Below are 23,943 nucleotides of genomic sequence, written 5' to 3' on the forward strand. Positions count from 1 at the left end.
CAGGCCCGACACGAGCATCTGCGGCGCGAAGGCGGCGAAGGGCACGAACAGCAGGGCCATCAGCGGGGGCTGGTCGAAGCCGATCAGGGCCATGTTGGCGCTGTCCTGCCAGTGGAACGCGCGCCAGGCGTTGCCCATGGCGGCGATGGTGTCGAGGTCCACCAGGGCCCGGCCGTGCGCCTGCAGGCCCAGGACGAGCGCCAGGAGGGCCGGGAGGAGGAAGGCGAGGAGATGTGTGAGGCGCTGGCGCATGGTTGGTTCCTACGGCAACGGCGTCCTACCCCCTGCCCCCTCCCTGAAGGGAGGGGGGACGGCAACGTCCCAACCACCCCGTACGTCACCGCCCAGGCCCTGTCCCCTGTCCCCTACCTTACGTCGCCCCGCCCATCGTGCCGTGGTCGGTCTTCTCCCAGTAGTGCGGGCGGGTGATGAGTTGGGCGGCGGCCTTGTAGGCGCCCCAGCTCATCATCAACCAGTACAGGGGCGTGAGGACGCTGTACTTGACCAGGTCATAGTAGCCCCGGTTCAGGCAGCCCACCACCGTGATATACACGAAGATGAAGTTGGCCACCAGCAGGCAGAACGTGCCCAGGGCGTAGACGGGCGTCGGGAAGACATAGGTGATTGTGGCCCAGTGGGTCAGATACCACGCCAGCGTCATCAGCCAGTAGATCGGGTTGAGCAGGAAACAGGCCACCGAGCCGCCGATGGTCATCTGGAACGAGAAGAACGAGCCCGTGCCGAGCTGGCGCCATAGCTTCAGCGGCCGGCGCATGTGGACGAGATAGGTCTGGATGTACCCCTTCACCCACCGGGAGCGCTGGCGGAACCACGACAGGAAGTTGCCGTTGGCCTCCTCCCAGGTCGTCGAGTCGATCATGGCCGCACCGTAGCCATGCTTGTGCAGGCGGATGCCCAGGTCGCAATCCTCGGTGACGTTGAACGGGTCCCAGCCCCCGATCTCCTTGAGGGCCCGCACCCGGAAGTGGTTCGAGGTGCCGCCCAGCGGGATCGGCCATCCTGACGCCGTCAGCCCTGGCAGGAAGAGATCGAACCAGGCGCTGTATTCGCTGGTGAACCACCGCGTGAGCAGGTTGTGGCGCTGATTGTAGAAGTTCAGCTTGGCCTGCAGGCAGACGATGCGCTCGGGGAGCCGCGCGAAGGCCGCGGCGGCCTTCTTGAGTTGGTCGGGCTCGGGGCGGTCCTCGGCGTCGAAGATCACCAGGCAGTCGCTGTCGCAGGCGTACAGGCCGTAATTGCACGCCTTGGGCTTAGTCTTGGGCTGGCTGTGGGGGACGACGACGGGCTTGAACTGGGGCGGGAGGGCCAGCTTCGCGCAGGCCTCCTGCGTGACTGCGTCGTCCTCCTCCATCAGGAGCTGGATCTCCAGCTTCTCAGGCGGGTAGTCGAGGTTCGACAGGCCCTCCACCAGCCGTGGCAGCACCAGCGCTTCGCGGTACAGCGGGATCAGGATGGTGTAGGTGGGGAGGTCCTCATCGCGGAGTGCTGCCAGCTCGTCGGGGGTGAACGCCAGGGCCACCGGGCGCTCCAGCGAGGTCCAGATCAGCCAGAACTTGTAGCAGGAGTGGACGACGTAGAAGACGACGGCGAGGCTATTGAGCAGCAGCAGGGCCTGCAGGGGGCTGCGCCACAGCAGCCCCGCCAGCGCCAGCACGATGGCCGCCACCGCGACCCGCTGCGGCCGCGTCCACGTCCACTTCGCGCAGTCCTCCGGGTGCTCGTGCAGGATGCGCAGCGGGTCAATTGGGGGTGTCGGCGATGCCTTCATCGGCCGGGGCAGGCTCCGAGGTCAACGGCAGGCCCGCCGGAACTCCGGCGGGCGTGAGCTTCGTGTGATGGCTCCACGCGCCCCGGCGTGTCAGCGTCGGGGCCCAGGGCGCCAACAGGTATGTTGCCGCCCGGACTACTGGCGTTCCAGACCCGCGGGCTTGGGGGGCACCGTGGGGCTGGGCATCGTCTCGGTGGGCATGTCCACCACGAGGCGGTTGCGGATGGCGTCCCAGGTGACAGTCGCCCCGAGGGCCTCCAGCGGCACGCGCGGGGCCACGAACAGCGTTCCGTCCCGGAGCACCGCCGGCTGCTTCATGTCGCGCGTCTCGAGCTTGTCGGAGCCCACGATCAGGCGCGGCGAGTTCACCGTGATCTTCACTTTTCCCAGCGCGGTCTGGGCGAACAGGGACTGGTCCTTGGGCTGCCAGGTCAGGACGGCCCCTGCTGCCTGCAGTACGGCCTTGGCCGGCACGACGAGCGTGCCATTGGGCATCTTCGCCGGCGGCTGCGGCAGCTCCAGGCGCTTGCCGTTCACGACGACGCTGATGACGCTCAAGCGCTCATATTCCTGCTGCAGGGGCTTCGCGGGCGCCCAGTTGACCTGGATGGTCGCCTTGCGGGCGAGCATCGCCAGGTAGTCGTCGCGCGAGACGAGCTTGGCACTCTGGAGCGTGGCCTCGATCTGGGCACGCGCGTCGGCCAGCGCCACGATCTGCGCCGGGCGACGCTCCTTGACCATCGCAATGTAGAAGCCGCCGGCGGCCCGCAGCGGGCTGCTGACGACGCCCGGCTCCATGGTCATGACGGCCTCGGCGACGGACTTGTCGGGCAGTTCGGCCGCCGACACCCACCCCAGGTCGCCGCCCTTGTCCTTCGAGGCGTGCTTGGACAGCTCCCGCGCCACGGCGTCGAACTTGTCTCCGGCGGCCAGGCGCTCGCGCACGAGATAGGCTTCCTCGATCGTCGCGGTCCCGATCAGGAACACATGCGCCTGCGCGGCCTTCGAGAACTCCGCCTGGTGGTCGAGGTAGTAGCGGCTGATCTCCTCATCCGAGACGGCGCTCATGCGGTCCATGAGTTGCCTGAGCATGGCCTCGGTCATCAGCTTCTCAATGTACGCCTGGGCGGTGTAGCCCTGGGCGTGCAACTGGCGCTCGAAGGCGGCCTGTGAGGCGAACTTGCTGCGCTCTGCCTCGAACAGCGCCTGCACTGCCTCCGGCGGCACCTTGATCCCCTGGCGGCGCGCCTCCTGGCGCACCAGCCGTTCCTCGATGATCGCTCGCAGGATCGGCGTCGCCCAGTGGTTCGCGAGCGTCTGGTTCACCTGCGCGGCGGTAATGGGGCTGCCGTTCACGGTGGCCTGGATCACGACCGGCGGCGCCACCGGCGTGGCTGGCGTGGCCGGGGCCACCGGGCGAGCAGCGCCCCGGACAGGGGCCGGGTTCGTCTGGGCCAGACACGGGACAACGAGCAGGCACGCCAGCAGGAGACACACGAGGACGGGAGGTTTCAAGGCGAGAACCCCCTTTGCGGGAGTGGGTGCGTGAGACCAACCGAATTATAGTGGTGCGAAGAGAGTGAGTCAAAGGCGCGGCGGGTGTCCGCCGGGCGCGGTGAACCGCGCCCCTACTGGAGCAGCTCGGCGAATTCGAGGGCGTTCTGGGCCGCGCTGCCCGAGTAGTGGTTGTTGAAGAAGACCAGCACGTCCTCGGCCTGCCGCTGCAACTCCTGCACCGGCGCAACCCATTCGCGCAGTTCGGCCTCGCTGTACAGGTAGTTGTAGCGCTCCCAGGACTGCTCCGAGCCGTACCACTTGGCGGCATTCCGGCCGTGGAACCGCACGTAGGCCAGGGGCGCCGTGACGGCCGTCACCGGGGGCACCAGGTCCTGCATCCGGGGCTCATCCACGCAGCAGTAAGCCATCTGCTTGTCGCGCAGGAAGCTGAAGGTGCGGTCGTCATCCACCCAGCTCCGGTGGCGGAACTCCACCGCCACGGGCAGCTCCGGCCACTGCGCGCGGATGAAGGCCAGGTGGTTGACGTGGTCGCGGCTGAGGACGAACTGGTTGGGGAACTGCAGCAGCACGCAGGCCAGCCTGCCCGCCTCGATGAGGGGCGTCAGGCCGGCGAGGTACGTGGCGTACAGCTCGGGGTCCTGGCTGCGCCCGATGGTCACGTCCTGGTAGGACTTCACCGCGAACCTGAAGCCCTCAGGCGCTTTGCGGGCCAGGCCGCCCATCGTGCCGGCCGCGGGCAGCGTGTAGTGGGTGAAGTTCAGCTCCACACAGTTGAACCGGCGCAGGTACAGGCTGAAGAAGTCCTTCTTCGCCGTCTTCTCCGGGTAGAAGCGGCCGACCCAGTCGTCATAGGAATAGCCGGACGTGCCGATGTAGAGCATGGTGGTCAGTGACAAGTGACAAGTGACAAGTGACAAGTGTAACGTGGACGCCACAGATCCATGCCGGCAGTTCTCCTTCGCCGTCGCGCTCACCTTCGCAGCGAGACGACGAGCCCCACCGAGCATAGGCGCGCTCGATCCGCTCCCTCCAACACGCACGTACGTTGACAGGGATACTTGACATCGGCCGAGGGTCGCAGTAGCATTCCTTTGCTACTATCGGTCCTTACTCACAAGGGGGTCCCCTGTGGTTCGGAAACTCGTTGCCGTCCTCGCGCTGGTTATCTGCATCGCGACGCTCACGGCCGTCGCGGCTGCTGACCCGATCGACGATGCTGTTCAGCAGGCCAGAGCGAATGGCAAGAACGTGCTCATCGACTTCTGGGCTGGATGGTGTCCCTGGTGCATCAAGATGGACCAGACGTTCCAAGACTACCGGATCGCCAATGTCGTCCGAAACGGCTTCATCTACGTCAAGTTGGACTGTGGCGCTGGCGACCGGTTCCAGGATAGGCAACGTCAAGTTGGCCTGACGGGCTACCCTCTCCTTGTCATTGTCGATCCTAACTGCATGGTTCTCGGCAAGCAAGACGGCTACTCCCCCGCCGAACAGCTCCTGCCATTCCTCCAGAGATACGCCCGAGGTCCCGATCTGCCGCCGATGCCACCGGACCCGCAGCCCGCACCTACTGGTCTAGCCGGAACCTGGTTATCTGGCGACGGCGACACGTGGATCTTCAGTCTCAACCGCTTTGAACTTCGCCTACCTAATCGCCTGCCCATCCTGGGCACAGTCAACCAGGTTGCCTTCAACCAGTACAACCTCACCTCTGGTGACGGGGCCAGTCTCACCATCGTCATTAACTCCCAGACTACCAATGTCATCAATATCACAATGGTCTCGCAAGGAGGCGAACGCCACACAACCGAGTTGCGCCGCCAGGATTTCGGGCCTGGGCCAATGCCCACTCCTCAACCTCAGCCCCAGCCGCAACCGCAGCCGGAACCCACAGGAGACTGGAACTACCTCACTGAACTCTACCCGTCAAGGCAGGAGACTTTCTGGAATAGCTGGATCCCTCCACAAGGTGTCAACTTCGAGGGTAGCCCGCAAGCACATTCATACTATGGTACTGCTGGCGCCGATAACTACGGAACGTTTTCGCTCGCGCGTCTCACATGCCCTCGTCCCGCCTCGGTCCTTGATGTCACTTTGGGTATGGCTGACGAAACATCGCCCGACGTGACCTTTCTGTTCCAGGTTATAGTAGACAGTGCCCCTCCAATCGAGAGGAGGGTGATGCTGAGGAGTCACCAGCGTTTACAGCTTGATATACGAGGCAAAGGCCGTCTTGAGTTCAGAACGAAGCAACTCACCGGCCAGTTCAACTGGAACAACAAGCCCTTGTTGGTCGAGCCAAAGGTGTACTACTGACGGAATCGCCCTATTTCAGAGACAATAGCACGATCGCAGGCCAGCCGCTTCATGGCATGTGCAGCGTCGGCTAGTCCGAACGCGTCGCTGTACCTTCTCCCATTAGCTCAACTCACCGCGACTCTCGGCTACCATCGTCCGCCTCACCTGCGGTCCTGGCCGGGCACCTCCCTCCGACTTTCCCACAATCGCACCACCCCGCTCCCCACCGCCACCCCCGGCCGACGACCCGCGATTATGGAAAAGTCTCCGGTCGGCCCGGCCGCACCGCTTTCTGCCTTCCCCGGAACCCAACGGCTTTGTACATTTGTCTTTGAGGAACGAGAACGACCCCGACCCGTTCGGAGGGTAACCATGGCTCCGCGCAGCGATTACAGCGACGAGCTCCCAGCCATCGAGCGCTACCGCATTGTCCTCGGGGCTTTCCTGCCAATGATGCCTGACGCGCAGAAGATCATCCGCCAGATCCGCAAGAGCCGCGGCCTCTGCGATCCTCGCGACCAGGATGACCTTGCCGAGAATCTGCGCATCGTGACGCCCCAGGCTCTTGAACCAGACGTGCGCGAAGCTCTGCGGCGGCACCGTGACCTGCCCCCATTGGTGGTACCACATCTCATGTTAGTCTTGGCCGTGTTTTCGGCCCTCATTGTTCTAGGCCGCCGTTCGTGCTACACTCCCTGCCGCCGGCCCGGAGGGTAGGGCTCCGCAGGAGTGCGACCCGAGCGCCGTGGCCGGGGACCGAACGGATTGGGCGGGGTACAAGCCCCCCCTACAGCACAACTCCCGCGCCGGCGCCGGTGTGCTTGTCGCCGGTGACCGTCAGGGCCCCATTCACGATGACATGGGCGACGCCCACCGGGTACTGGTGCGGGTCGGCGTACGTGGCTCTGTCGGCGATGGTCTCCGGGTCGAACACGGTGATGTCGGCGGCATAGCCCTCGCGCAGCAGGCCCCGGTCCGTCAGGGCCAAGCGGCTGGCCGGCAGGGACGTACACTTGCGGATAGCCTCGGGTAGGCTCAGCAGCTTCTCTTCGCGCACGTAGTGGCCGAGGAGGCGCGGGTAGGTCCCGTACGAGCGCGGGTGCGGCCGTCCCTTGGCCAGGGCGCCGTAGGGCGCAAAGGCCAGGCCGTCGGTCGCCACGCAGCCCAGCGGGTGCGCCAGCGCCAGCTTCATGTCGTCCTCGTTCATCGAGAACAGGCAGACGCTCACATGGGCCTGCTCCTCGGCCAGCAGGTCCAGCGTCGCCTCCAGCGGGTCCTGTCGGCGCCTTTCGGCGACCTCGCTGAGTCGCAGGCCGACCGCCCACCGGTTCGCCTCGCTGCCGACATCCGTGACGAGGATGTCCGCAAAGCTCAGCTCAAACGGGTTGTGGATGCCGGGGTCCCTCTGGGAGGCCTCGAACTCGTCGCGCAGCCGCTGGCGGCACTCCGGGTCGCGCAGGCGCCCCACCAGGGCGTCGTTCCCGCCATCGTGCATCCACGCCGGCAGCGAGCCGGACAGGTGGCGGCTGCCGGCGGTGTACGGGTAGACATCGAAGGCGATGTCCAGCCCCTCGTCCCGCGCCTGCTCGATGCGCTCGAGGGCCTGGGGCATGTTGCCCCAACTGGCCTTGCCCGAGCACTTCAAGTGGTCAATCTGCAAGCGCAGCGGACCGTCTTCCATGGCTTCGAGGGCAATGCCGATCATCTCTTCCAGCGCCGGCAGTTGTCGCACGCCCTCATTGCGCGTGTGGACGCTGACCTCTGCCCCGTGGGCCGCCGCTTCGCGGCACAGGCCCACCAGCTCGTCGCGCGAGGCGAAGCTGCCCAGGGCGTAGGCCAGGCCCAGGGAGATCCCCACAGCCCCGGCTGCGAAGCCCTCACGGGCCGCGGCGCGCATGGCGTCAATCTCCGCAGCCGTCGCCGGCCGGTTGGCGAAGCCCATCGCGAAGGCCCGGAGAGCGCTCTGGCCCAGCATCGGCGCGACGTTGACCGACGTCTGGGCCTGGCGCAGCACCTCCAGGTATTCGGCGGGGGTGCGCCAGCAGAACTCGACGTCGGCCTCGATGAACGAGCAGATGGCGCGGAGCTGCGCCTCCGCGCCGGGACGGATCGGGAAGACGCCCATGCCGCACTGGCCGTTGCACTCGCTCGTCACGCCCATGTGGACTTTGCTCTCGGCGCGCGGGTTCTGCAGCAGCGTCAGGTCGGAATGCGAGTGCAGGTCAATGAAGCCCGGACAGACCACCTGGCCGGCGCAGTCGAGCTGCAGCTTCGCCTCGGCGCCGGCCAGGTCGCCTACCGCGACGACGCGGCCGCCGGTGACGCCGACATCCGCAGGTCGTCGCTGCGCCCCTGAGCCGTCAATGACGGTGCCCCCGCTCAACAGTAGATCCAGAACCAACTACTTCCCTTCTTTCTCATGCCATGTCTGACGCAGTCGCGTGATGACCAGTTCGGCCGCGTGCTCCAGCGACAGGTTGCCGGTATTGATGACCAGATCATACAGGTGTACGTCGTTTGGCTCGCAGCCGAAAAAGGCTCGCAGGAAACGGCGCTGCGCGTGGTCACCCTCCAGGAGCCGCCGCCGCGCCTCCTCCGGGGTCAGCCCGTACACCTGAGCCGTGCGCTCCACCCGCACTTCGAAGGGAGCGATGAAGCGCACCCGCAGGGCCTTGGTCAGCACGCACGGCCCCCCCCGGCCGATGATGACCGCGCGGCCCTCCTTGGCGATGGCGCGCAGCACTCTCACCAGCGAGCGCAGATAGACCGTGTCCTGCACATTGCGGCGGTCCATGAAGCTGAGCAGCATGCTGCCGACGCTGCTCCGACTGCTGGTTTCGTGCCGCATGATGCGCTCGGGGTCGGTGTTCGCCTGGGCGGCGATCTCCTCGATCAGCTCCCGGTCATAGTACTTGAAGCCGAGCTGATTGGCGAGCATCTTCCCGGTCGAGGTCCCGCCGCTGCCCAACTCTCGGGAGATGGCGATGACAGGGCCCGCGACATGGTGTACCTCCTCGTCATGTCGCATGGACTGCACCAACTGGCGGTCTATCTCCCACCGTCGGGAGGCCTTCTCCAGCAGGCTCTGCCGTGTATCCATGGTCGTGCCTCCTGTTCATGACAGGGCGCGGTGCCGCCGGGCGCAGGAGATCATGCTTCTCTTGCCGAATGTTCACTGCGGCAACGCACCATTCCTGCTAGATCATCATACCCATGAACCCGCATATCCCTACGCAGAGGTGTTGGCCGTCTCTGACTCGCTTCGACCCGGCCGCCGGACAGACAGTCCGCGCGCCGCTGGGCGGTGGACCGGGCTGGTGGGTGGGCGCTCCCAGCGCCATCCGCGACGCTGACAGCGGCCTGTACTACCTCTACTACCGCTACCGCAAGCCCCGCGAGCTGGGCCGAGGGGTAGAGTGCCGCATCGCCCGGAGTGCCGACGGCTGCGACTTCGAGGACGTCTGGTCGGCGGGCAAGGCCGATCTGAACACGCAGTCCATGGAGAAGTCCGGCCTGTTCAAGCTGGGGGACCGCTGGCTGCTTTACCTGTCCTTCGTCGGGGAGGACGGGCGCTGGCGGATTGAGGCCGCCGAGGCCAACCGGCCGGAGGCCTTCGACACCCGCCAACTACGGCCCGTCCTCGCGCCGGACGACTGCGACGCCGAGGGGGTCAAGGACCCGGCGGTCTACGAGGTCGAGGGCCGTCTCACCATGATCGTCAGCTACGCGCCGAAGCCCCGGCGCGCCGTGGACGCCGGGGCCATGCATAGCACCGGCGATGTGTACAACACGGGGCTGCTGAAGTCGCACACGGGCCTTGCCACGAGCACGGACGGTCTGGCGTGGCAGTGGGAAGGCGATATCCTGACGCCCCCCGAGGCGGGCTGGGACAGCTACTGCACGCGCCTGGGCTCCGTGGTGCGCGGCACGGGGTGCTGGCTGGGCTTCTACGACGGCAGCGCCAGCGTAGCGGAGAACTACGAAGAGAAGGTCGGGCTGTGCGCCAGTCTGGACTTGCGCCACTGGCAGCGCCTGACGACCGACGGACCGCTGGTCCTGTCTCCGCACGCCTCGGGGTCGGTGCGCTACGTGGAGGCGTTGGCGGAGCCCCAGAGCGTTCTGCTATACTACGAGTATGCGCTGCCGGACGGGTCGCACGACCTGCGTGTGCAGCGTCTACCGCTGTAGGCTGAGGAGACGTCCATGGCGCGAAGCATCAGGCTGCTGGCATCCCTGGGCGTGTTGGCCCTGCTGGTCGGGGCCGGCTGCAAGGAGAAAGCGGACGACACGGCGCCCCAGACGGGCACGGACCGCAGCGCGGGCGTGCAGAAGGCCCTGCGGCGTAGCCTGATGCGGGCCGAACGTCGGCCCCGTGACCTGCAGGTTCAGCTCGAGGCAGGCAAGCTCGCGTACGAGCAGGGCCTGTATAACGACGCCTACCGGGCCTATCTGCGGGCCTGCAACATCGATCCCCAGAGCCTCGACGCGATGGTGGGGATGGCCCGCACCAACCTCAAACTGCGCAACCCCACGCAAGGGCTGGACTGGGTGGGACGGGCGCGCCGCATGAAGCCCGACGACGCTGATCTGCTGGAGCTGGAGGCCCGTCTGTACTTGCTGTCGGGGCAGATGGACCAGGCCATTGCGGGCTTCCGCCGCGCCACGGAGGTGCAGCCCGGGCAGGTCACGACCTGGCTGAACCTGGCCTCGGCCTATGCCATCACCCGCCGCTACGGCCTGGCGGTCGCGAACGCGCGGAAGGCCGTCACGCTGGCGCCCAACTCGGCGACACCGCACTTCGCCCTGGGGCGCTTCTCCGAGAAGAACGGCGACCGGGCGACCGCCGAAGCCGAGTACCGTAAGGCCATCCAGCTTGACCCGCAGAGCGCCACTGCCATGGTGGCGCTGGCCCGCATTCTCGTGGACGACGGCCGCAATCTCGATGAGGCGCGGAAGCTGGCGGTGAAGGCCAGCCAGATCGAGGTTGACCGGCCTGACGCGGCGATCCTGGCAGCGTGGGTGCTGCATCTGCAGGGGGACGACCGGCGGGCCGGGGACGAGCTGCTCAAGGTCGTCAATGCCATGCCCCAGAACCCCGACGGCTGGCAGAAGCTCGCGGTGATCATGCGCAAACTGGGGAGGAAAGAGCCCGCCGAGCGAGCGGAGGCCGTGGCCAAGCAGTTCCTGGGGCAGCCCCGCGCCGACGAGACGGACCTGCTCGAAGGCCGGAGGTAAGCGCTGCAGCGCGACTGCGGGGCCAGGTCGCGACATCTACGGAGGTGCGGCGCGATGCGATGGCTCCTGGCGGCTCTGCTGCTCACCCCCGGCTTCGCTCTATACGCACAACCCCTCGCGACGGTCAAGCTGGATGACTTCGAGGACGCCACGCCCTGGCTGAAGGGCGACCCCAACACCGACATGACGCAGGCCGAGGTCGGCGTGCGTCCGGAGACGCAGATCGTCCATGAGGGCAAGCAGTCGCTGGCCTTCATGGTGCGCGTGGACTGGACCCCCAAGCCCGGCGAGAAGTACCCCAAGGGCTGGCCCATGATGACCCGCACCTTCCCCGAGCCGCGGGACTGGTCGGGCCACGACCAGATCGAGTTCTGGCTCTACATCCAGACGCAGAGCGCGCTCCCCAGAACCCGCGTCATCGGCTTCGGCGCCTTCCCGGCCGACAAGAGCTACGAGGACTGGCAGTTCCCCCAGGGGCTCGTGGCCAACCAGTGGCACAAGGTGGTCGTGCCTCTGTCACCGGAGCGCGACCTGACGCACATCGGTAGCCTCAGCTTCTACATCGCCGAGGCCTGGTGGCAGGACGGGGACCGCATCAACTTCCTCATTGACGATATGCGGCTGGCGCGCTTCACTACCACACGGCTCAAGACGCTCTCTGTCAGCCCCGGCTTCGCCGGCCGGGGCCGCGATGTCGAGGTACGCGCTACTGTCACCGGTCCGGCTGACGGCGTCAAGCTCCGCGGCGCGCTGCTCTCGGGCCCCAGGGCCGAGGCCGCCTTCGAGCTGCCCCTGGCAGGCAAGTCCCTGAGCGGGGCGGTGCCCACGCCGAATTTGACTGGCGGCAACTACCACGCGCAGGTGACGCTCGTAGACGCCGCCGGCAAGGTCCTCGACCAGCGAGAGCAGGCTCTCCGCATCCCCGCCCCCGGCAAGCGCACCTACCTGAGCCTCATCACGTTCTGCACGCCCAGCCTCATGGACGCAACCGCGGCCAAGCTCGCGGTGCTCAACGACTCGGCGTACGCCGGGGTGGCCATTCCCCTCTGCTCCGGCTACAACGCCGACCCGGTGCCCGACTACGCCTCCCTGGCGCCGCAGATCACGCTCGTGCGCGACGCACTGAAGATCGACCCGTGGCCCTGGGTCTTCGGCAACCGGTTGATCGGCCGCCCACCCGATGCCCGCGGCCATGCGTCCGGCCCCAAGGAGGCGGCTGAGTACTTCAAGGCGATCAACGTCATGGCGCTGGACGCCGACTCGCCGGCCCGCGCTGACTACCTCGAGCAGTTCCGCCTCGCGGTGCGCATGGCGAAGCAGTGGCGCTCACCAGGGATCGTGCTGGACCTGGAGGCCTACCACAACTACCAGGCCTACAGCGTGGCATACGTCGCGGAGAAGCGGGGCGAGACGGCGGCGCAGGTCATCGCGGCCTGCGAGCGGATTGGCGCGGACATGGCCAGAATCTGCGAGGAGGAGTACCCGGAGTGCATCGTGTGGAGCCTGTTCTCGCACATGACGGCTCCCCAGCACCTCGCCGGCGTCGAGGGCCCTGTCTACTACACCCCCAGCCACATCATTCTGGGCTTCCTGGAGTACTGCAAGCAGCACAAGCTGCCCACGAGGTACCTGTGCGGGGGCGAGGACTCGCCGGGGTACTACAACAAGAACGTGGCGGCGCTGCGCGAGAAGATCGCTACCCGCTATGGCACCATGGCCCCGCTCATGGAGCGCTACCCCGACAACTACTCCATGGCCGGGACGATCTCGCCGTACCACGACTACAAGATACTGACGAGCTGGATCCAGAGCGCGGCCGGAGCCGACCCGGAACTCAAGACGATCCAGGACTTCGAGCCGATGGTCCGCACGCTCTTTGAGGCCTACGACTGGGTATGGGTGTACGCCGCCAGCGCCGCCAAGACAGAGCCCTACAAGCCCGAGAACAGCAGGCTCTACAGCGAGGTCATGCGGCAGGCATTGGACGCCGCAGCGCCGTAGCCGCCCTGTAGCGCAGCGGCTCGCACCCCGCCGAGCCCCTCCTGTAGGGCGTAGAGATCGCTTGCGATCTCAGGGGGCTTGTACCCCGCCCCACAGCGGCCCTGCGCGCTCCCCCCTACCCCGGGTAGTCCACCCCGAACGCGACGTTCGCGGCGCGCAGCTTGGCCTGCAGGTCGGGCACACTCACGTCACGCGGCTGGATGTCCTGCGCCACGGCCATGGCAGCCGCCAGCCCTGCGCCCTCACCGCTGACCCAGCAGACGTGGATCTCCCGGATCGGCTCCAGCGCCTCGTGGGTGCACGAGAGGCAGCGCCCGCAGGTGAGCAGGCCGTCGAGCTGCTCGGGCACCAGCGTGCCGTAGGGGATGTCGTACGACAGGTCGCGCTTGCGGAAATCGTTGCCCCGGCCAATGGCGTCGGGATGGCGGAAATCCACCTGCGAGGTCTCGCTCTCCCGGAGCTGATAGAGGCCCTTCAGGCGCCGCGAGCGCCGCACACCCAGTTGGCAGGCCGTGTCAATCAGCCAGGCCTTCTCCCACCCGGGGAGCTTGCTCTTCAGAAGCTGCACGGCGTCCCAGATCTTCAGGCGCGCGTTGACCTCGATGTCGGAGAGAACGACCGGATCGAGCCCGTCTGCGTCGAGATAGCAGTTGTTGCCCCATCCCGTGCCGCGCTCCTCATTCATGCCCGCGATGTAGAAGACGCCGTTCGGCCAGCCCACCTCGTCCTTGATGCCGCCCCAGATCTCTGCCGACTCCTGCTGGTGTTCGCCGGTCCAGGCCATCCAGCGCTTGATGTCCAGCCCGCCGATGCGGAAGGGGAGGCCGATGTACTGCGTGGACTGGTCGAACTCCGCGCCAGCCCAGGCGAAGACATCGCCATCACCGGTGGCGTCTATGACGACCTTGCCCAGGGCGGCCATGCGGCCGGCCTTGCTCTCGAACACGACACCGCGACACACGCCGTCCTCCACGATGGCGTCGCTGAGCCAGCAGTGGTGCAGGATGCGCACGCCCGCTTCGGCGCAGAGCTTGAGGCTGATCCACTTGAGGGCCTCGGGCTCGAAGTACACCGAGTCGTCCTGCGGGACGTGCCGGTTGTGTTCCCAGGCCTCCCCCACCTCGCGCATCCGCTCGCGCTGCTCCAGGCCCAGCCCCCCGATGGTCTGGCGGCCGTTGTCCACGAAGTGTGGCAGCACCAGCACCAGCCCGCCGGTGGCGAGGCCGCCGAGGTGGTTGTAGCGCTCGATGATCGCCACACGCGCGCCTTCACGCGCGGCGGCGAGAGCGGCGGCGGTCCCACCCGGGCCCCCCCCGGCGACGAGGACATCGGTTTCGAGGAGGACAGGGATTTCCTGGTTGTGGACTGTGACTGCCTTGGGCATGTACGTCATCTCCTGTGGTTCTGAGCGCCAACGGCCAGGGCGCGGGCTGGAAAGCCCGCGCTCCGACGGCCACTGCATGCGGCTCCGGAGAGCCGCGCTCCTACCGCTGCACCCGTCCGCCGCCGCCGCCCTTGAGCAGCCCCTCGACCTCACCCACCGTCACAAGGTTGAAGTCCCCGTGGATGCTGTGCTTCAGGCAACTGGCAGCCACTGCGAAGTCAATGCAGGCCTGCGGGTCGCGCCCGTCGAGCATGGCGAAGACCAGCCCGCCCATGAACGAGTCCCCGCCGCCGACGCGGTCCACGATGTGCGTGATGTCGTACTGCGGGCCCACGAACATCTCGCCGCCCTGGTAGAGAATGCCGCTCCAGGTGTTGTGCGAGGCGCTGATGCTGCCGCGCAGGGTGATGGCTACCTTCTGCAGGCTCGGGAAGCGGGCGACGAGGCCCTCGGCCACCTCACGGTAGCTGTCGGCCTCGACCTTGCCGCCCTCCACGTCCGCGCCCGAGGCCTTGATGCCGAAGACCTTGTCGGCATCCTCCTCATTGCCAATGGCGACATCACACAGGGCCACGAGATCGGGCATGACCTCCGAGGCCGTCTTGCCGTACTTCCAGAGGTTCTTGCGGTAGTTCAGGTCGGCTGAGACCGTGACGCCCTTGCTCTTGGCCGCCTGGATGGCTTCCAGGCACACGTCCGCCGCGCCCTGGCTGATGGCCGGGGTGATGCCGGTCCAGTGGAACCAGTCCGCGCCCTCGAAGACGGCGTCCCAGTCAATCACGCCGGTCTTGATCTCAGCGATGGACGAGCCCGCGCGGTCGTAGACGACCTTGGAGCCGCGCTGCACAGCGCCGTTCTCCAGGAAGTAGATGCCCAGGCGCTTGCCCTGCCACGCGACGTGGCTGGTGTCCACGCCGAACTGGCGCAGGTAGGCCTCGCAGGCGCGCCCGAGATCGTTGTCGGGCAGGGCCGTCACGTAGCGGGAGTTGAGCCCGAAGTTCGCCAGCGACACGGCGACGTTGGCCTCGCCGCCGCCGTAGGTCACCTCGAAGTCCCGGGCCTGAATGAAGCGCTCAAAGCGGTGCGTCGCCAGGCGCATCATGATCTCGCCAAAGGTCACAACAGTTGCCATGATATGTTCCTCCACCTCAAGCAAAGGCTGAGCCAATCTGCTATACTGCACGCATTGTGAGTGATCCAGTTCTCCCTGCGCCGACCGATTCCTCCCCCACCCCACCCGCCCCACGCCACCTCCTGTGGCTCCTGTTGTGGCTCGCGCTCGTGCCGGTGGTGATGCTCGTTGACCGGCCGCTTTATGAGGCGTACGGGCGCTGGGTTGGCGGCCTCATCTCCCTGGACTGGGCGGCCCAGTTCTTCACCAATGCCGTCGCGGTGCAGTGGATCGGCCTGGGGGCCATCGTCCTGGTGATCGCTGACCGACGGCTGCGCTGGTGGTTCATGGGCGAGGTGACGGCGGTCATGATCGCCCAGGCGGGCGTGGTCGAGGTCGTCAAACGTCTGTTTGGCCGCCTGCGGCCCGAGAAGGCAGCCCATCTCACGATCTTCCGAGGGCCCGACTTCGCCCACAGCAACTACTGCTTCCCCTCTGGCCACGCTGCCGCTGCGTTCGCCCTGGCCGGCGTGCTGAGCGCCTGGTACCCGCGCTGGCGTTGGGCGTTCATTGCGGTCGCGATCTGCGTCTGCCTGGCCCGCCTGCAACTGCAGCGCCACTTCCCGAGCGACCTGCTCTTCGGCGCGTGGGTGGGCTGGGTTCTGGCTGGAGGCATCCTGACCTGCCAGCGACGATGGACGCACCGGCAACGCAGAGCGCGCACAGGCCCCGGCGACGAGCGCGCAGCGACCCAGGCCTAGCGGTTCTCGTCGTTGAGCTTCAGATTGGCGAACGCCCGGCCGAGCGCCGTCTGCGGGATGGGCTCGGGCTTCGGCTGGCGCGGCTTCTCCTGGCGCTTCTGCTGCGGCTTGCCCTGCGGGTGCCTGCGGTCGCCCTCGGCCCGGGGCTGACGCCGGGCCTGTCCGGGGTGGCTCCGCAGCGACAGCGCAATGCGTTGGCGCGCCAGATCCACCTCGAGCACCGTTACCTGCACCTGCTGGGCGACCTTCACGGCCGTGGCGGGGTCGGACACGAAGTGATCCGCCAACTCGCTCACGTGCACCAGCCCGTCCTGGTGGACGCCGACATCCACAAACGCCCCGAACTTCGTGATGTTGGTGACGATCCCCGGCAGCTTCATGCCCGGCTGCAGGTCTTCCAGCTTCTCGACGCCCTCGGCGAAAGCGAACGCCTCGAACTGCTCGCGCGGGTCGCGGCCGGGCTTGGCCAGCTCCGCCATGATGTCGGTCAGCGTCGGCAGCCCCACGGTGTCCGTCACGTACCGCTCCAGCTTGATCTTCCGTCGCAGGCCCTCGTCCCGCATGAGGTCCTCGATCCCCACCCCGAGGTCACCGGCCATCTGCGCCACGACCGAGTAGCTCTCGGGATGGACCGCGCTGGCGTCGAGCGGGTGCGCGCCGCCGCGCACGCGCAGGAAGCCCGCCGCCTGCTCAAACGCCTTCGGCCCCAGCCGCGGGACCTTCGTGAGGTCCTGGCGCGAGGCGAACGGGCCGGCCTCATCGCGGAACTTCACCACGTTCTCCGCCAGCTTCGGCCCCAGGCCGGAGACGTACGCCAGCAGCTCCCGACTCGCCGTGTTCAGTTCCACCCCGACCGCGTTCACGCAGCTTAGCACCACGTCATCCAGCCCACGCTTCAGGTCGCCCTGGTCCACGTCATGCTGGTACTGGCCCACGCCGATGGACTTGGGGTCAATCTTCACGAGTTCAGCCAGGGGGTCTTGCAGGCGGCGGCCGATGGATACCGCGCCCCGGACCGTGACGTCGTGGTCCGGGAACTCCGCTCGCGCCACTTCGGACGCCGAGTAGACCGAGGCGCCGCTCTCGTTGACCACCACGATCTGCACGCCGGGCAGCGCCAGCCCCCGGGCGAAGGACTCAGTCTCGCGGCTGGCAGTGCCGTTGCCGATGGCGATGGCTTCGATGTGGAACTTCTGCACCAGCTCGCGCACGCGGTCAGCCGCCTGTGTGGCCATCCGCTCTGACTGAGTCGGGTAGATCGTCTCGTTGTGCAGGAGCTTGCCGGAGGCATCGAGACAGACGAGCTTGGCGCCCGTGCGGAACCCGGGGTCGAGGCCCAGCACACTGTGCTGCCCCAGCGGCGCCGCCAGCAGCAGTTGGCGCAGGTTAGCCGTGAAGACGCGAATGGACTCCTCGTCCGCCCGGTGCTTCAGCTCCTGGCGCAGCTCGGTCTCCATGGAGTGCGACAGCAGGCGCCGGTAGCCGTCCGCGGCGGCCTCGGCGACCTGCGCGGCGGCGGCGTTGTCGGCCTGCACGAAGAGCCCGTGCAGCAGGGCCTGGGCCTCTTCCTCTGGCGGCCGGAGCTTCAGCAGCAGGAAGCCCTCGCGCTCGCCCCTGAACATGGCCAGGAGACGATGGGACGGCGCCTCCGTCACGGGCTCCGACCAGTCGAAGTAGTCGCGGTACTTGGCGGCGTCCTCCTCGCGGGTGAGCACCACCTCGGACTTGATGCTCGCCCGCCGCGCAAACAGCGAGCGCATCTGCTCGCGGGCGCGGGCGTCCTCGTTGACCCACTCGGCAATGATGTCGCGCGCCCCGGCGAGGGCCTCCTCGACGGAGTTCACGTCCTTCTCAGCGTCCACGAAGCCTTCGGCCGCGGCCTGGGGGTCGGTGTCGGCAGCCTGGGCGAAGAGGAGCTCGGCCAGGGGCTCCAGACCCTTCTCGCGGGCAATGGTCCCGCGCGTGCGCCGCTTGGGGCGGTACGGCAGGTAGATGTCCTCCAGCCGGGCCATCGTCTCGGCGCCGGCGATCTGCGCCTGTAGCTCGTCGGTCAGCAGGTTGCGTTCGGTCAGCGACTGCAGGATCGCGCCCCGGCGGGCGTCGAGTTCGGCCAACTGGCCCAGGCGGTCGCGGATGGCGGTGATCGCCACCTCGTCGAGGCCGCCGGTGGCTTCCTTGCGGTAGCGGGAGATGAACGGGACGGTACCGCCGTCGGCGAGCAGCTCGGCGGTGGCGGAGACCTGTTGCGGCTGAAGCGTCAGTTCGCGGCTGATCTGAGAAACGTGGACTTCATTCATAGCGACGATGGACCTCGGGAGAGACGGGGGTGACGCGCGGGGCGCGGAGTACCCATTGTACACGGCGCGGCCGGATTGGGGAATGGGGTGCCGACCAATGGCTGCGGCGTCGGGGAGGGAGTGCCGTTGGAGCGCGGCTCTCCAGAGCCGCAGCCGTTGCGGTGACCCAGTGCGGCTCTGGAGAGCCGCGCTCCAACGGCGACCCTGGCAGGGACGGCGCCCATCGTCGGCGAAAAGGCCTCCACCACCCCGCGGAGCCCTGCACATGAACTCGCCCGAACGCGTCTTCACCACCCTGGAGGGCAGGCAGGCCGACCGTGTGCCTCTCATGGAGCTGACGATTGACCCGGCCATCGTCCAGCAGATCCTGCCCGGCGGCGACCTCTTCGACCTCATCGAGCACCTCGACCTCGACGTCGTGCCCATCGGCATCATGCTCGACCGGCGGCCGGTCGAGTGGGTGGACCGCGGCCAGCGCATCTTCCGCGACAAGTGGGGCGCGCTGCAGCGCCTGACCACCGAAGTCATGCCCATCCCCTGGGAGCCCGCCCGCATCGAGACCGAGGCCGACCTGGACAGCTACGCCGGCCCCGACGGCAATGACGGGTACTTCCTGGAGATGACCCGCAAGTGTGTCGCGCGCTTCAAGGACAAGAAGGCCATCTGCTTTGTCGGTGAGGAGGTCTTCGCGGTCCAGCAGTACCTCCGCGGCGGCATGGAGAACCTGATGGTGGACTACGCCACGCGCCCGGCGTTCGTCAAGCGCCTGGCGAAGGTGGGCGTCGAGTACTACGTGGAGCTGTACCGGCGGGTCATCGCCGAGGGTGTGGACATCATCCTACTGGGCGACGACTACGCCTGGAAGATGGGCCCCTTCATGTCCCCGCGCCACTTCGAGGAGATCATCCTCCCCGGCTTCAGGACGGTCGTGCAGGAGATTCGCCGGGCAGGGGCCTACTGCATCAAGCACACGGACGGCGACATCTGGAAGATCATGGACATGATGGCCGGGACGGGCCTGCACGCTTTCGGCCCCCTGGAGCCGCTCCCGAGCATGGACCTGGCGGCAGTCAAGGCGCACTTCGGCGGCAAGATCGCGGTCGTCGGCAACATTGACGTGGACCTCCTCTGCCGCGGCACGACGCACGAGGTCATCGCCGCGACGAAGCACTTGCTCAACACCGCGAGTGTCGGCGGCGGGCACATCATGTCGAGCGGCAACAGCATCATCTCGGCGGTGAAGCCGGAGAACTACCTGGCGCTGGTGGAGACGACGAAGAAGTTCGGGGCCTATAGTTGAGAGTGTCGAGCTGAAGGGGGTCTGGCGATGGAAGTGACGCTGACGTGGGATGAGGAGAAGCTGGGGAAGCTGGTGGAAGAGACGCGGGCGGCGCGGCGGCGGGTACGGAACGTGGGGTGGGCGATGATGGTGGTGGGGCTTCTGTTGGCGGTCCCGATAGGACGCGCCCTGGACAGCCAGCCCCCGGCCAACACGACGCCTACCGCGCCGGCACCCGTCGCTGCTCCGAGCGTTGCCCGGCCCTATGCCGCGCCGCTGCCGCCGCCGCATCCCCAGCACGCCAACAGGAGCGGCGCGATCTTCATGCCGTTGTTCTGGCTGGGTGTGGGTCTGCTGTGCTGGCCCGCGCTGCGGCCGGTGGCGTGGGTGGTGCTGCTGCTTGGGAGCTTGCTCGGCCTGCTCGGTCTGGCCATGCTGGTAATCGTGATTCTGAAGCTGGACCCATCAGTCACGCCGGAGGGGATACCACTCTGCACACTGCTCGTGCTGCTGGGGGCGGTGCAGCTCTACTGCTCCCTCATCCTGCATCGCGGCAGCAGCATCTTCGCGTGCGACTACGTTCGCGGCGAGGTGTCCGATTGGAGCGTGGTGTTGGGGCTGCTGTCAGCGGAGGGCCCAGGCTACCAGCGCCTGCGCGAGCAGGTGGGACTGAGCTAGGCCGCGCCGCCCCTGTCGCCTGTCACCTGCAACTCGCCACAAGGAACCAACCATGCCCAGACTCGCCGTTGCGCAGACTGCCCTCACCCCCGGCGACCCGCCGGCCAACCTCGACCAGGCCCTCGCCCTGATCCACCGGGCCGCCGGGGCCGGGGCGGAACTGGTCTGCCTGCCCGAGTGCCTCAACACCGGCCTACCCGGCGACCGCCTGCCTGAGCTAGCCGAGACCGTCCCCGGCCCCTTCACCGAGGCCTTGGCCGGGGCCGCGCAGCAGGGCGGGCTCTGGGTCGTCTCCGGCATGGCAGAGCGCAGGGGCGACCGGCTCCACAACGCCGCCGTCATCATCGGCCCGGACGGGACGCTCCGCGCCGTCTACCGCAAGTGCTACCTGTACCTGGGCGAGGCCGAGGCCTTCACGCCCGGCACGCAGGCTTGCGTCATGGACATGGGCTTCGCGACCGCCGGCGTGGCGGTCTGCTATGACTACGTCTTCCCCGAGTACATCCGCAGGCTCCGGCTGGCGGGGGCGCAGTTACTGCTCCACCCGACCGCCTGGGTGGACACCGAGGCCTGTCGCCGCTGGCGTTATCCCGCTACTGAGGCCTACCGGGCGCAGTGCCGGGTGCGCGCTCTGGAGAACGGGCTGTACGTGGCCTCAGCGAACCACTGGGGGCCGTATGACGCCAGCGGCGCCTTGCAGTGCGTGGGACATTCGAGTATCATCGCTCCCTGGGGGGAGGTCCTGGCGGAGGTCGCCGAGGGCGCGGGAGTGGCTGTAGCGGACGTGGACTTCGCCCGGGCAGCGGAGTGGGCCGCGACGGCGGCGCCCTATGTGCGTGACTTCCAGCAGGTGCCGTGTCCGGGGCTTGAAGGAGACGAGCCGTGATGCAGTACACCGTCGTCATCTACCGCGAACCGGATGGGTCGTACTCGGTGATGGTCCCGGCGCTGAAGGGCTGTCACACATGCGGCGAGACGCTGCCCGAGGCTATTCAGATGGCAGAAGAGGCCATCAGCGGCTACACGGAGTGCCTACGGGCGCGGGGCTTGCCGGTTCCCCGGAACACCGCCAGTGTCCGCGTTGATACGCGTCTGTCCCCGGAAGCGATGGTATACCTGCTGGACGTAGGGGAGCCTGTCCCGGTTGCCTAAGCTGCCAGCCGTGAGTGGGGACGACGTGGTGCGGGGGCTCGGCAAGGCCGGCTTCGCGCTCGATCGCTGGCGAGGCAGCCATGCCATCATGCACCACCCGGGCAAGAGTCTCACCGTCGTGGTGCCGTGCCACAAGAAGGACCTGCAGCCAGGAATACTGCACCAGATCATCAAGGGTGCCGGTCTGACCGCAGAGCAGTTCAGGCGTCTGCTCAGTTGACCGGCCGACCCGACGGCTTGCGGCTCTCGCGAGCCGCGCTCCCATCACACTGCGAGGCCAGCCACCCATGCGCACGCTTCCCATGACCCAGATCGGCGCCTACTCCGTGTCGCGCCTGCTGTGCGGCACGAACTCGTTCTTCGGGCACTCCCACTTCTCCGCCGCGCGCAGCACCTGGCTGCGCAAGTACTTCACTCTTGACCGCATCGTCGAGGTGATGTGCGCGGCCGCCGAAGAGGGCGTCAACGGCACCATCAGCGCCGACGTGCCCGAGATGGCGGAGGCCATCGCGCGCGTCAAGCAGCTCACCGGCGTCGAGTACGTCTGGATGGCCACGCCCGGCGGGGCGAACCTGGAGGAGCTGAAGGCCGGCATCCAGCGCTGCGCCGACATGAAGGCCCAGTTCTGCTTCCCCCACGTCAGCTACACCGACAACCATCTGAACGTCGCCCGCAGGGAGATAGACGGCGCCGAGGAGATCATCGCCATGACCCGCGAGCTGGGCATGGGCACCGGCTGGTCCACCCACCGGCCCGAGACCATCGTCACCAGCGACGCCGCGGGCTACGATGCCGACACGTACGTGCAGCCCTTCAACTCCATCGGCTTCCTGTGCAGCGTCGAGACCGACTGGGTCGCCAGCGTCATCCGCAATGCGCACAAGCCGGTGGTCTGCATCAAGCCCCTGGGCGCCGGCCGCATCATGCCCCCGACAGGCCTCCCCTTCGTCTACGGCAACTGCAAGCCCAATGACACCGTCGCCATCGGCGTGCTGTCCGTAGAGGAACTCCAGGAGGACATCAAGATCGTCCGCAACGTCCTCGAACACGCGGACGAGCAGATCGCCTTGCAGGAGACGCGCAGCAAGGCAGGGCTGAGGGTCAAGTAGTCGGCAGTTCGGAGTTGGTGGTTCGGAGTTAGGAGTTCGGAGTTGGTAGCGCAGCGCCTGCCCGGAGGCGCTGCCGCGTGTCACCGCGTAACACCCAGAACACATCTACAGAGTAGTCTGCCCCCTGCTGACGCTTCGTCGCCGGCGTGCTGCCGGCGCGTGGCGCAGCTTGCCTACGTCTGGAGGACGTCGCCTATGAAGCGCCGTGGTTTTACGCTCATCGAGTTGCTGGTCGTCATCGCGATCATCGCGATCCTGGCCGCCATCCTGTTCCCCGTCTTCGCCAAAGCCCGGGAGAAAGCCCGGCAGGCATCGTGTCTGAGCAACTGCCGTCAGTTGGGCACCGCGCTGATGCAGTATCTGCAGGACTATGACGAGACCTTGCCGTTCGCCTCCTTCGAGTCGCCCGACCCTGTTCGCTACGGCATGCAGAAGCTCAGCCCATACATCAAGAACGAGCAGATCTGGGCCTGCCCGTCCGCTCCGAGCGTCGTGTCGTACTACTTCGCCGATGGCTCCCTGCCCGGCCGGACCATCCCCCACGGCTGGGGCTTTGACCAGATCCACTACCCCTACCGTATCATCTACGACACCCCGATGACCATCGGCGACATCAAGCAGCCGGCCAACTCGGGCGTGCTGTTCGAGAAGACCAACGCCATCACCACCATGCCCTACGTCTACTGCGCCGTCTGCTATTCCACGGCGGCCGCCTACACCTCACAGGTGGCCGACCGGCACAACAACGGCTTGAACGTCGGCTTCTACGACGGGCACGCCAAGTGGCTGTCCAAGACGACGGTCCTCAGCGGCGCCGATGCTCGGCGTCTGTGGCTGCACGACAACAGCTAGGCGTCGTTTGCCCTCGCCACGAACACAGGGGCCTCCCATATTGGGAGGCCCCTGCCATACTGGCCTTCGGACGTCGCCTCAGTCGGTGTGGAACACTGCCTCCATCTCCGCCCACCACTCGCCCTCCGCCCGGGTCGGCAGCGGCTCCTGGCACGGCCTGCATGCCGCCCACCACCGCTGTGTCTCGGGGTCGGCGGCCATCCTCGCCATGTCGGCCTCGTAGTCGTCGCCGACGTACTCGAATGTGCTGAACAGCAGCCCGTCGTGGTAGTAGATGGTGTAGTTGCGGATGTTGCACTCGCCGATCATCCGCAGTACCCCCGGCCACACGGCGGCGTGTAGCCGCCTGTACTCCTCCAGCTTCTCAGGCCTCACGCGGATGACGGAACCGTGGCGGGTCATGGCGCCTCCCTGCGGGGGCATTGTAGGGCGGGGGCTTGTACCCCGCCCCGCGCGGCACAGAGCGAACGGTTGGGCGG

At 67.2% G+C, this 23,943-nt stretch carries 23 protein-coding genes; 13 read left to right on the forward strand and 10 right to left on the reverse strand.

Translation table 11 applies throughout. The features are described 5' to 3' along the window. From LLH23_20995 to LLH23_21010, 4 genes are all read right to left on the reverse strand, one after another. The coding region (locus LLH23_20995; GenBank protein MCE5240946.1) for a hypothetical protein at nt 1-252 on the reverse strand (252 nt) is incomplete at its 3' end. 118 nt (nt 253-370) lie between these two features. Further along, nucleotides 371-1,789 carry a glycosyltransferase gene (locus LLH23_21000; protein ID MCE5240947.1) on the reverse strand — a complete coding sequence of 473 codons (1,419 nt, stop codon included), beginning with the start codon at nt 1,787-1,789 and terminating at the stop codon, nt 371-373. A 135-nt stretch (nt 1,790-1,924) separates the two neighbouring features. Then, nucleotides 1,925-3,304, reverse strand: coding sequence for a peptidyl-prolyl cis-trans isomerase (locus LLH23_21005; protein ID MCE5240948.1), 1,380 nt, complete (start codon nt 3,302-3,304; stop codon nt 1,925-1,927). 113 nt (nt 3,305-3,417) lie between these two features. Continuing rightward, nucleotides 3,418-4,203: a DUF72 domain-containing protein gene (locus tag LLH23_21010; protein ID MCE5240949.1), complete on the reverse strand. Its 786-nt coding sequence runs from the start codon at nt 4,201-4,203 to the stop codon at nt 3,418-3,420. 232 nt (nt 4,204-4,435) lie between these two features. On the opposite strand from LLH23_21010, the gene LLH23_21015 reads away from it, so the two are divergent. Together LLH23_21015 and LLH23_21020 are read left to right on the forward strand one after the other, a co-directional pair. Continuing rightward, nucleotides 4,436-5,623: a thioredoxin family protein gene (locus LLH23_21015; GenBank protein ID MCE5240950.1), complete on the forward strand. Its 1,188-nt coding sequence runs from the start codon at nt 4,436-4,438 to the stop codon at nt 5,621-5,623. Between the two features lie 354 nt (nt 5,624-5,977). Beyond that, nucleotides 5,978-6,322, forward strand: coding sequence for a hypothetical protein (locus tag LLH23_21020; protein ID MCE5240951.1), 345 nt, complete (start codon nt 5,978-5,980; stop codon nt 6,320-6,322). A gap of 70 nt (nt 6,323-6,392) precedes the next feature. On the opposite strand, the gene LLH23_21025 is transcribed toward LLH23_21020, so the two are convergent. Next, a complete protein-coding gene (locus LLH23_21025) occupies nt 6,393-8,006 on the reverse strand; it encodes a D-aminoacylase (protein MCE5240952.1) in 1,614 nt (537 codons plus the stop codon). Further along, a complete protein-coding gene (locus LLH23_21030) occupies nt 8,007-8,705 on the reverse strand; it encodes a cytidylate kinase-like family protein (protein MCE5240953.1) in 699 nt (232 codons plus the stop codon). A gap of 113 nt (nt 8,706-8,818) precedes the next feature. On the opposite strand from LLH23_21030, the gene LLH23_21035 reads away from it, so the two are divergent. The 3 genes from LLH23_21035 to LLH23_21045 are packed head-to-tail and all read left to right on the forward strand — an operon-like array spanning nt 8,819 to nt 12,841. Continuing rightward, nucleotides 8,819-9,793: a hypothetical protein gene (locus LLH23_21035; protein MCE5240954.1), complete on the forward strand. Its 975-nt coding sequence runs from the start codon at nt 8,819-8,821 to the stop codon at nt 9,791-9,793. 15 nt (nt 9,794-9,808) lie between these two features. Next, nucleotides 9,809-10,840: a tetratricopeptide repeat protein gene (locus LLH23_21040; protein MCE5240955.1), complete on the forward strand. Its 1,032-nt coding sequence runs from the start codon at nt 9,809-9,811 to the stop codon at nt 10,838-10,840. A 54-nt stretch (nt 10,841-10,894) separates the two neighbouring features. After that, nucleotides 10,895-12,841, forward strand: a complete 1,947-nt coding sequence (locus LLH23_21045; GenBank protein ID MCE5240956.1) for a hypothetical protein — start codon at nt 10,895-10,897, stop codon at nt 12,839-12,841. A gap of 115 nt (nt 12,842-12,956) precedes the next feature. On the opposite strand, the gene LLH23_21050 is transcribed toward LLH23_21045, so the two are convergent. After that, a complete protein-coding gene (locus LLH23_21050; protein ID MCE5240957.1) occupies nt 12,957-14,225 on the reverse strand; it encodes an FAD-dependent oxidoreductase in 1,269 nt (422 codons plus the stop codon). Between the two features lie 100 nt (nt 14,226-14,325). Further along, nucleotides 14,326-15,360 carry a sugar kinase gene (locus tag LLH23_21055; GenBank protein MCE5240958.1) on the reverse strand — a complete coding sequence of 345 codons (1,035 nt, stop codon included), beginning with the start codon at nt 15,358-15,360 and terminating at the stop codon, nt 14,326-14,328. 131 nt (nt 15,361-15,491) lie between these two features. On the opposite strand from LLH23_21055, the gene LLH23_21060 reads away from it, so the two are divergent. After that, nucleotides 15,492-16,097 (forward strand): phosphatase PAP2 family protein, encoded by a 606-nt coding sequence (locus LLH23_21060; GenBank protein MCE5240959.1) that lies wholly within the window; start codon nt 15,492-15,494, stop codon nt 16,095-16,097. On the opposite strand, the gene LLH23_21065 is transcribed toward LLH23_21060, so the two are convergent. Then, nucleotides 16,094-18,394, reverse strand: a complete 2,301-nt coding sequence (locus LLH23_21065) for an RNA-binding transcriptional accessory protein (protein ID MCE5240960.1) — start codon at nt 18,392-18,394, stop codon at nt 16,094-16,096. The two genes, LLH23_21060 and LLH23_21065, sit on opposite strands and share 4 nt — an antisense overlap. Before the next feature lie 265 nt (nt 18,395-18,659). On the opposite strand from LLH23_21065, the gene LLH23_21070 reads away from it, so the two are divergent. The 7 genes from LLH23_21070 (at nt 18,660) to LLH23_21100 (ending at nt 23,464) form a co-directional block, all read left to right on the forward strand. After that, nucleotides 18,660-19,694, forward strand: coding sequence for a uroporphyrinogen decarboxylase family protein (locus LLH23_21070; GenBank protein ID MCE5240961.1), 1,035 nt, complete (start codon nt 18,660-18,662; stop codon nt 19,692-19,694). A gap of 27 nt (nt 19,695-19,721) precedes the next feature. Then, on the forward strand, nt 19,722-20,351 hold the full coding sequence (locus LLH23_21075; protein ID MCE5240962.1) for a hypothetical protein: 630 nt from the start codon (nt 19,722-19,724) through the stop codon (nt 20,349-20,351). A 52-nt stretch (nt 20,352-20,403) separates the two neighbouring features. After that, entirely contained in the window at nt 20,404-21,237 is an 834-nt protein-coding gene (locus LLH23_21080) for a carbon-nitrogen hydrolase family protein (GenBank protein MCE5240963.1), read from the forward strand. Beyond that, on the forward strand, nt 21,237-21,503 hold the full coding sequence (locus LLH23_21085; protein ID MCE5240964.1) for a type II toxin-antitoxin system HicB family antitoxin: 267 nt from the start codon (nt 21,237-21,239) through the stop codon (nt 21,501-21,503). Before LLH23_21080 ends, LLH23_21085 begins: the two co-directional genes overlap by 1 nt. After that, the gene (locus LLH23_21090) at nt 21,496-21,723 is read left to right on the forward strand and encodes a type II toxin-antitoxin system HicA family toxin (GenBank protein MCE5240965.1); all 228 of its coding nucleotides are present in this window, start codon (nt 21,496-21,498) and stop codon (nt 21,721-21,723) included. Before LLH23_21085 ends, LLH23_21090 begins: the two co-directional genes overlap by 8 nt. A gap of 67 nt (nt 21,724-21,790) precedes the next feature. Further along, a complete protein-coding gene (locus LLH23_21095) occupies nt 21,791-22,612 on the forward strand; it encodes a hypothetical protein (GenBank protein MCE5240966.1) in 822 nt (273 codons plus the stop codon). Nucleotides 22,613-22,807: 195 nt separating this feature from the next. Next, nucleotides 22,808-23,464 (forward strand): prepilin-type N-terminal cleavage/methylation domain-containing protein, encoded by a 657-nt coding sequence (locus LLH23_21100; GenBank protein ID MCE5240967.1) that lies wholly within the window; start codon nt 22,808-22,810, stop codon nt 23,462-23,464. 78 nt (nt 23,465-23,542) lie between these two features. Here the strand turns inward: LLH23_21100 and LLH23_21105 are convergent, their stop codons facing one another. Further along, on the reverse strand, nt 23,543-23,866 hold the full coding sequence (locus LLH23_21105) for an L-rhamnose mutarotase (protein ID MCE5240968.1): 324 nt from the start codon (nt 23,864-23,866) through the stop codon (nt 23,543-23,545). Nucleotides 23,867-23,943 lie beyond the last annotated feature (77 nt).

It is taken from the genome of bacterium, from assembly GCA_021372615.1.
In the GTDB taxonomy this organism is placed as follows: domain Bacteria; phylum Armatimonadota; class Zipacnadia; order Zipacnadales; family UBA11051; genus JAJFUB01.

Coding starts and splice junctions, on each gene's coding strand:
- LLH23_21000 (MCE5240947.1), bottom strand. CDS start 1,789: ATGAAGGCATCGCCGACACCCCCAATTGACCCGCTGCGCATCCTGCAC.
- LLH23_21105 (MCE5240968.1), bottom strand. CDS start 23,866: ATGACCCGCCACGGTTCCGTCATCCGCGTGAGGCCTGAGAAGCTGGAG.
- LLH23_21065 (MCE5240960.1), bottom strand. CDS start 18,394: ATGAATGAAGTCCACGTTTCTCAGATCAGCCGCGAACTGACGCTTCAG.
- LLH23_21040 (MCE5240955.1), top strand. CDS start 9,809: ATGGCGCGAAGCATCAGGCTGCTGGCATCCCTGGGCGTGTTGGCCCTG.
- LLH23_21095 (MCE5240966.1), top strand. CDS start 21,791: ATGCGCACGCTTCCCATGACCCAGATCGGCGCCTACTCCGTGTCGCGC.
- LLH23_21035 (MCE5240954.1), top strand. CDS start 8,819: ATGAACCCGCATATCCCTACGCAGAGGTGTTGGCCGTCTCTGACTCGC.
- LLH23_21045 (MCE5240956.1), top strand. CDS start 10,895: ATGCGATGGCTCCTGGCGGCTCTGCTGCTCACCCCCGGCTTCGCTCTA.
- LLH23_21075 (MCE5240962.1), top strand. CDS start 19,722: ATGGAAGTGACGCTGACGTGGGATGAGGAGAAGCTGGGGAAGCTGGTG.
- LLH23_21080 (MCE5240963.1), top strand. CDS start 20,404: ATGCCCAGACTCGCCGTTGCGCAGACTGCCCTCACCCCCGGCGACCCG.
- LLH23_21020 (MCE5240951.1), top strand. CDS start 5,978: ATGGCTCCGCGCAGCGATTACAGCGACGAGCTCCCAGCCATCGAGCGC.
- LLH23_21030 (MCE5240953.1), bottom strand. CDS start 8,705: ATGGATACACGGCAGAGCCTGCTGGAGAAGGCCTCCCGACGGTGGGAG.
- LLH23_21050 (MCE5240957.1), bottom strand. CDS start 14,225: ATGCCCAAGGCAGTCACAGTCCACAACCAGGAAATCCCTGTCCTCCTC.
- LLH23_21100 (MCE5240967.1), top strand. CDS start 22,808: ATGAAGCGCCGTGGTTTTACGCTCATCGAGTTGCTGGTCGTCATCGCG.
- LLH23_21070 (MCE5240961.1), top strand. CDS start 18,660: ATGAACTCGCCCGAACGCGTCTTCACCACCCTGGAGGGCAGGCAGGCC.
- LLH23_21085 (MCE5240964.1), top strand. CDS start 21,237: ATGCAGTACACCGTCGTCATCTACCGCGAACCGGATGGGTCGTACTCG.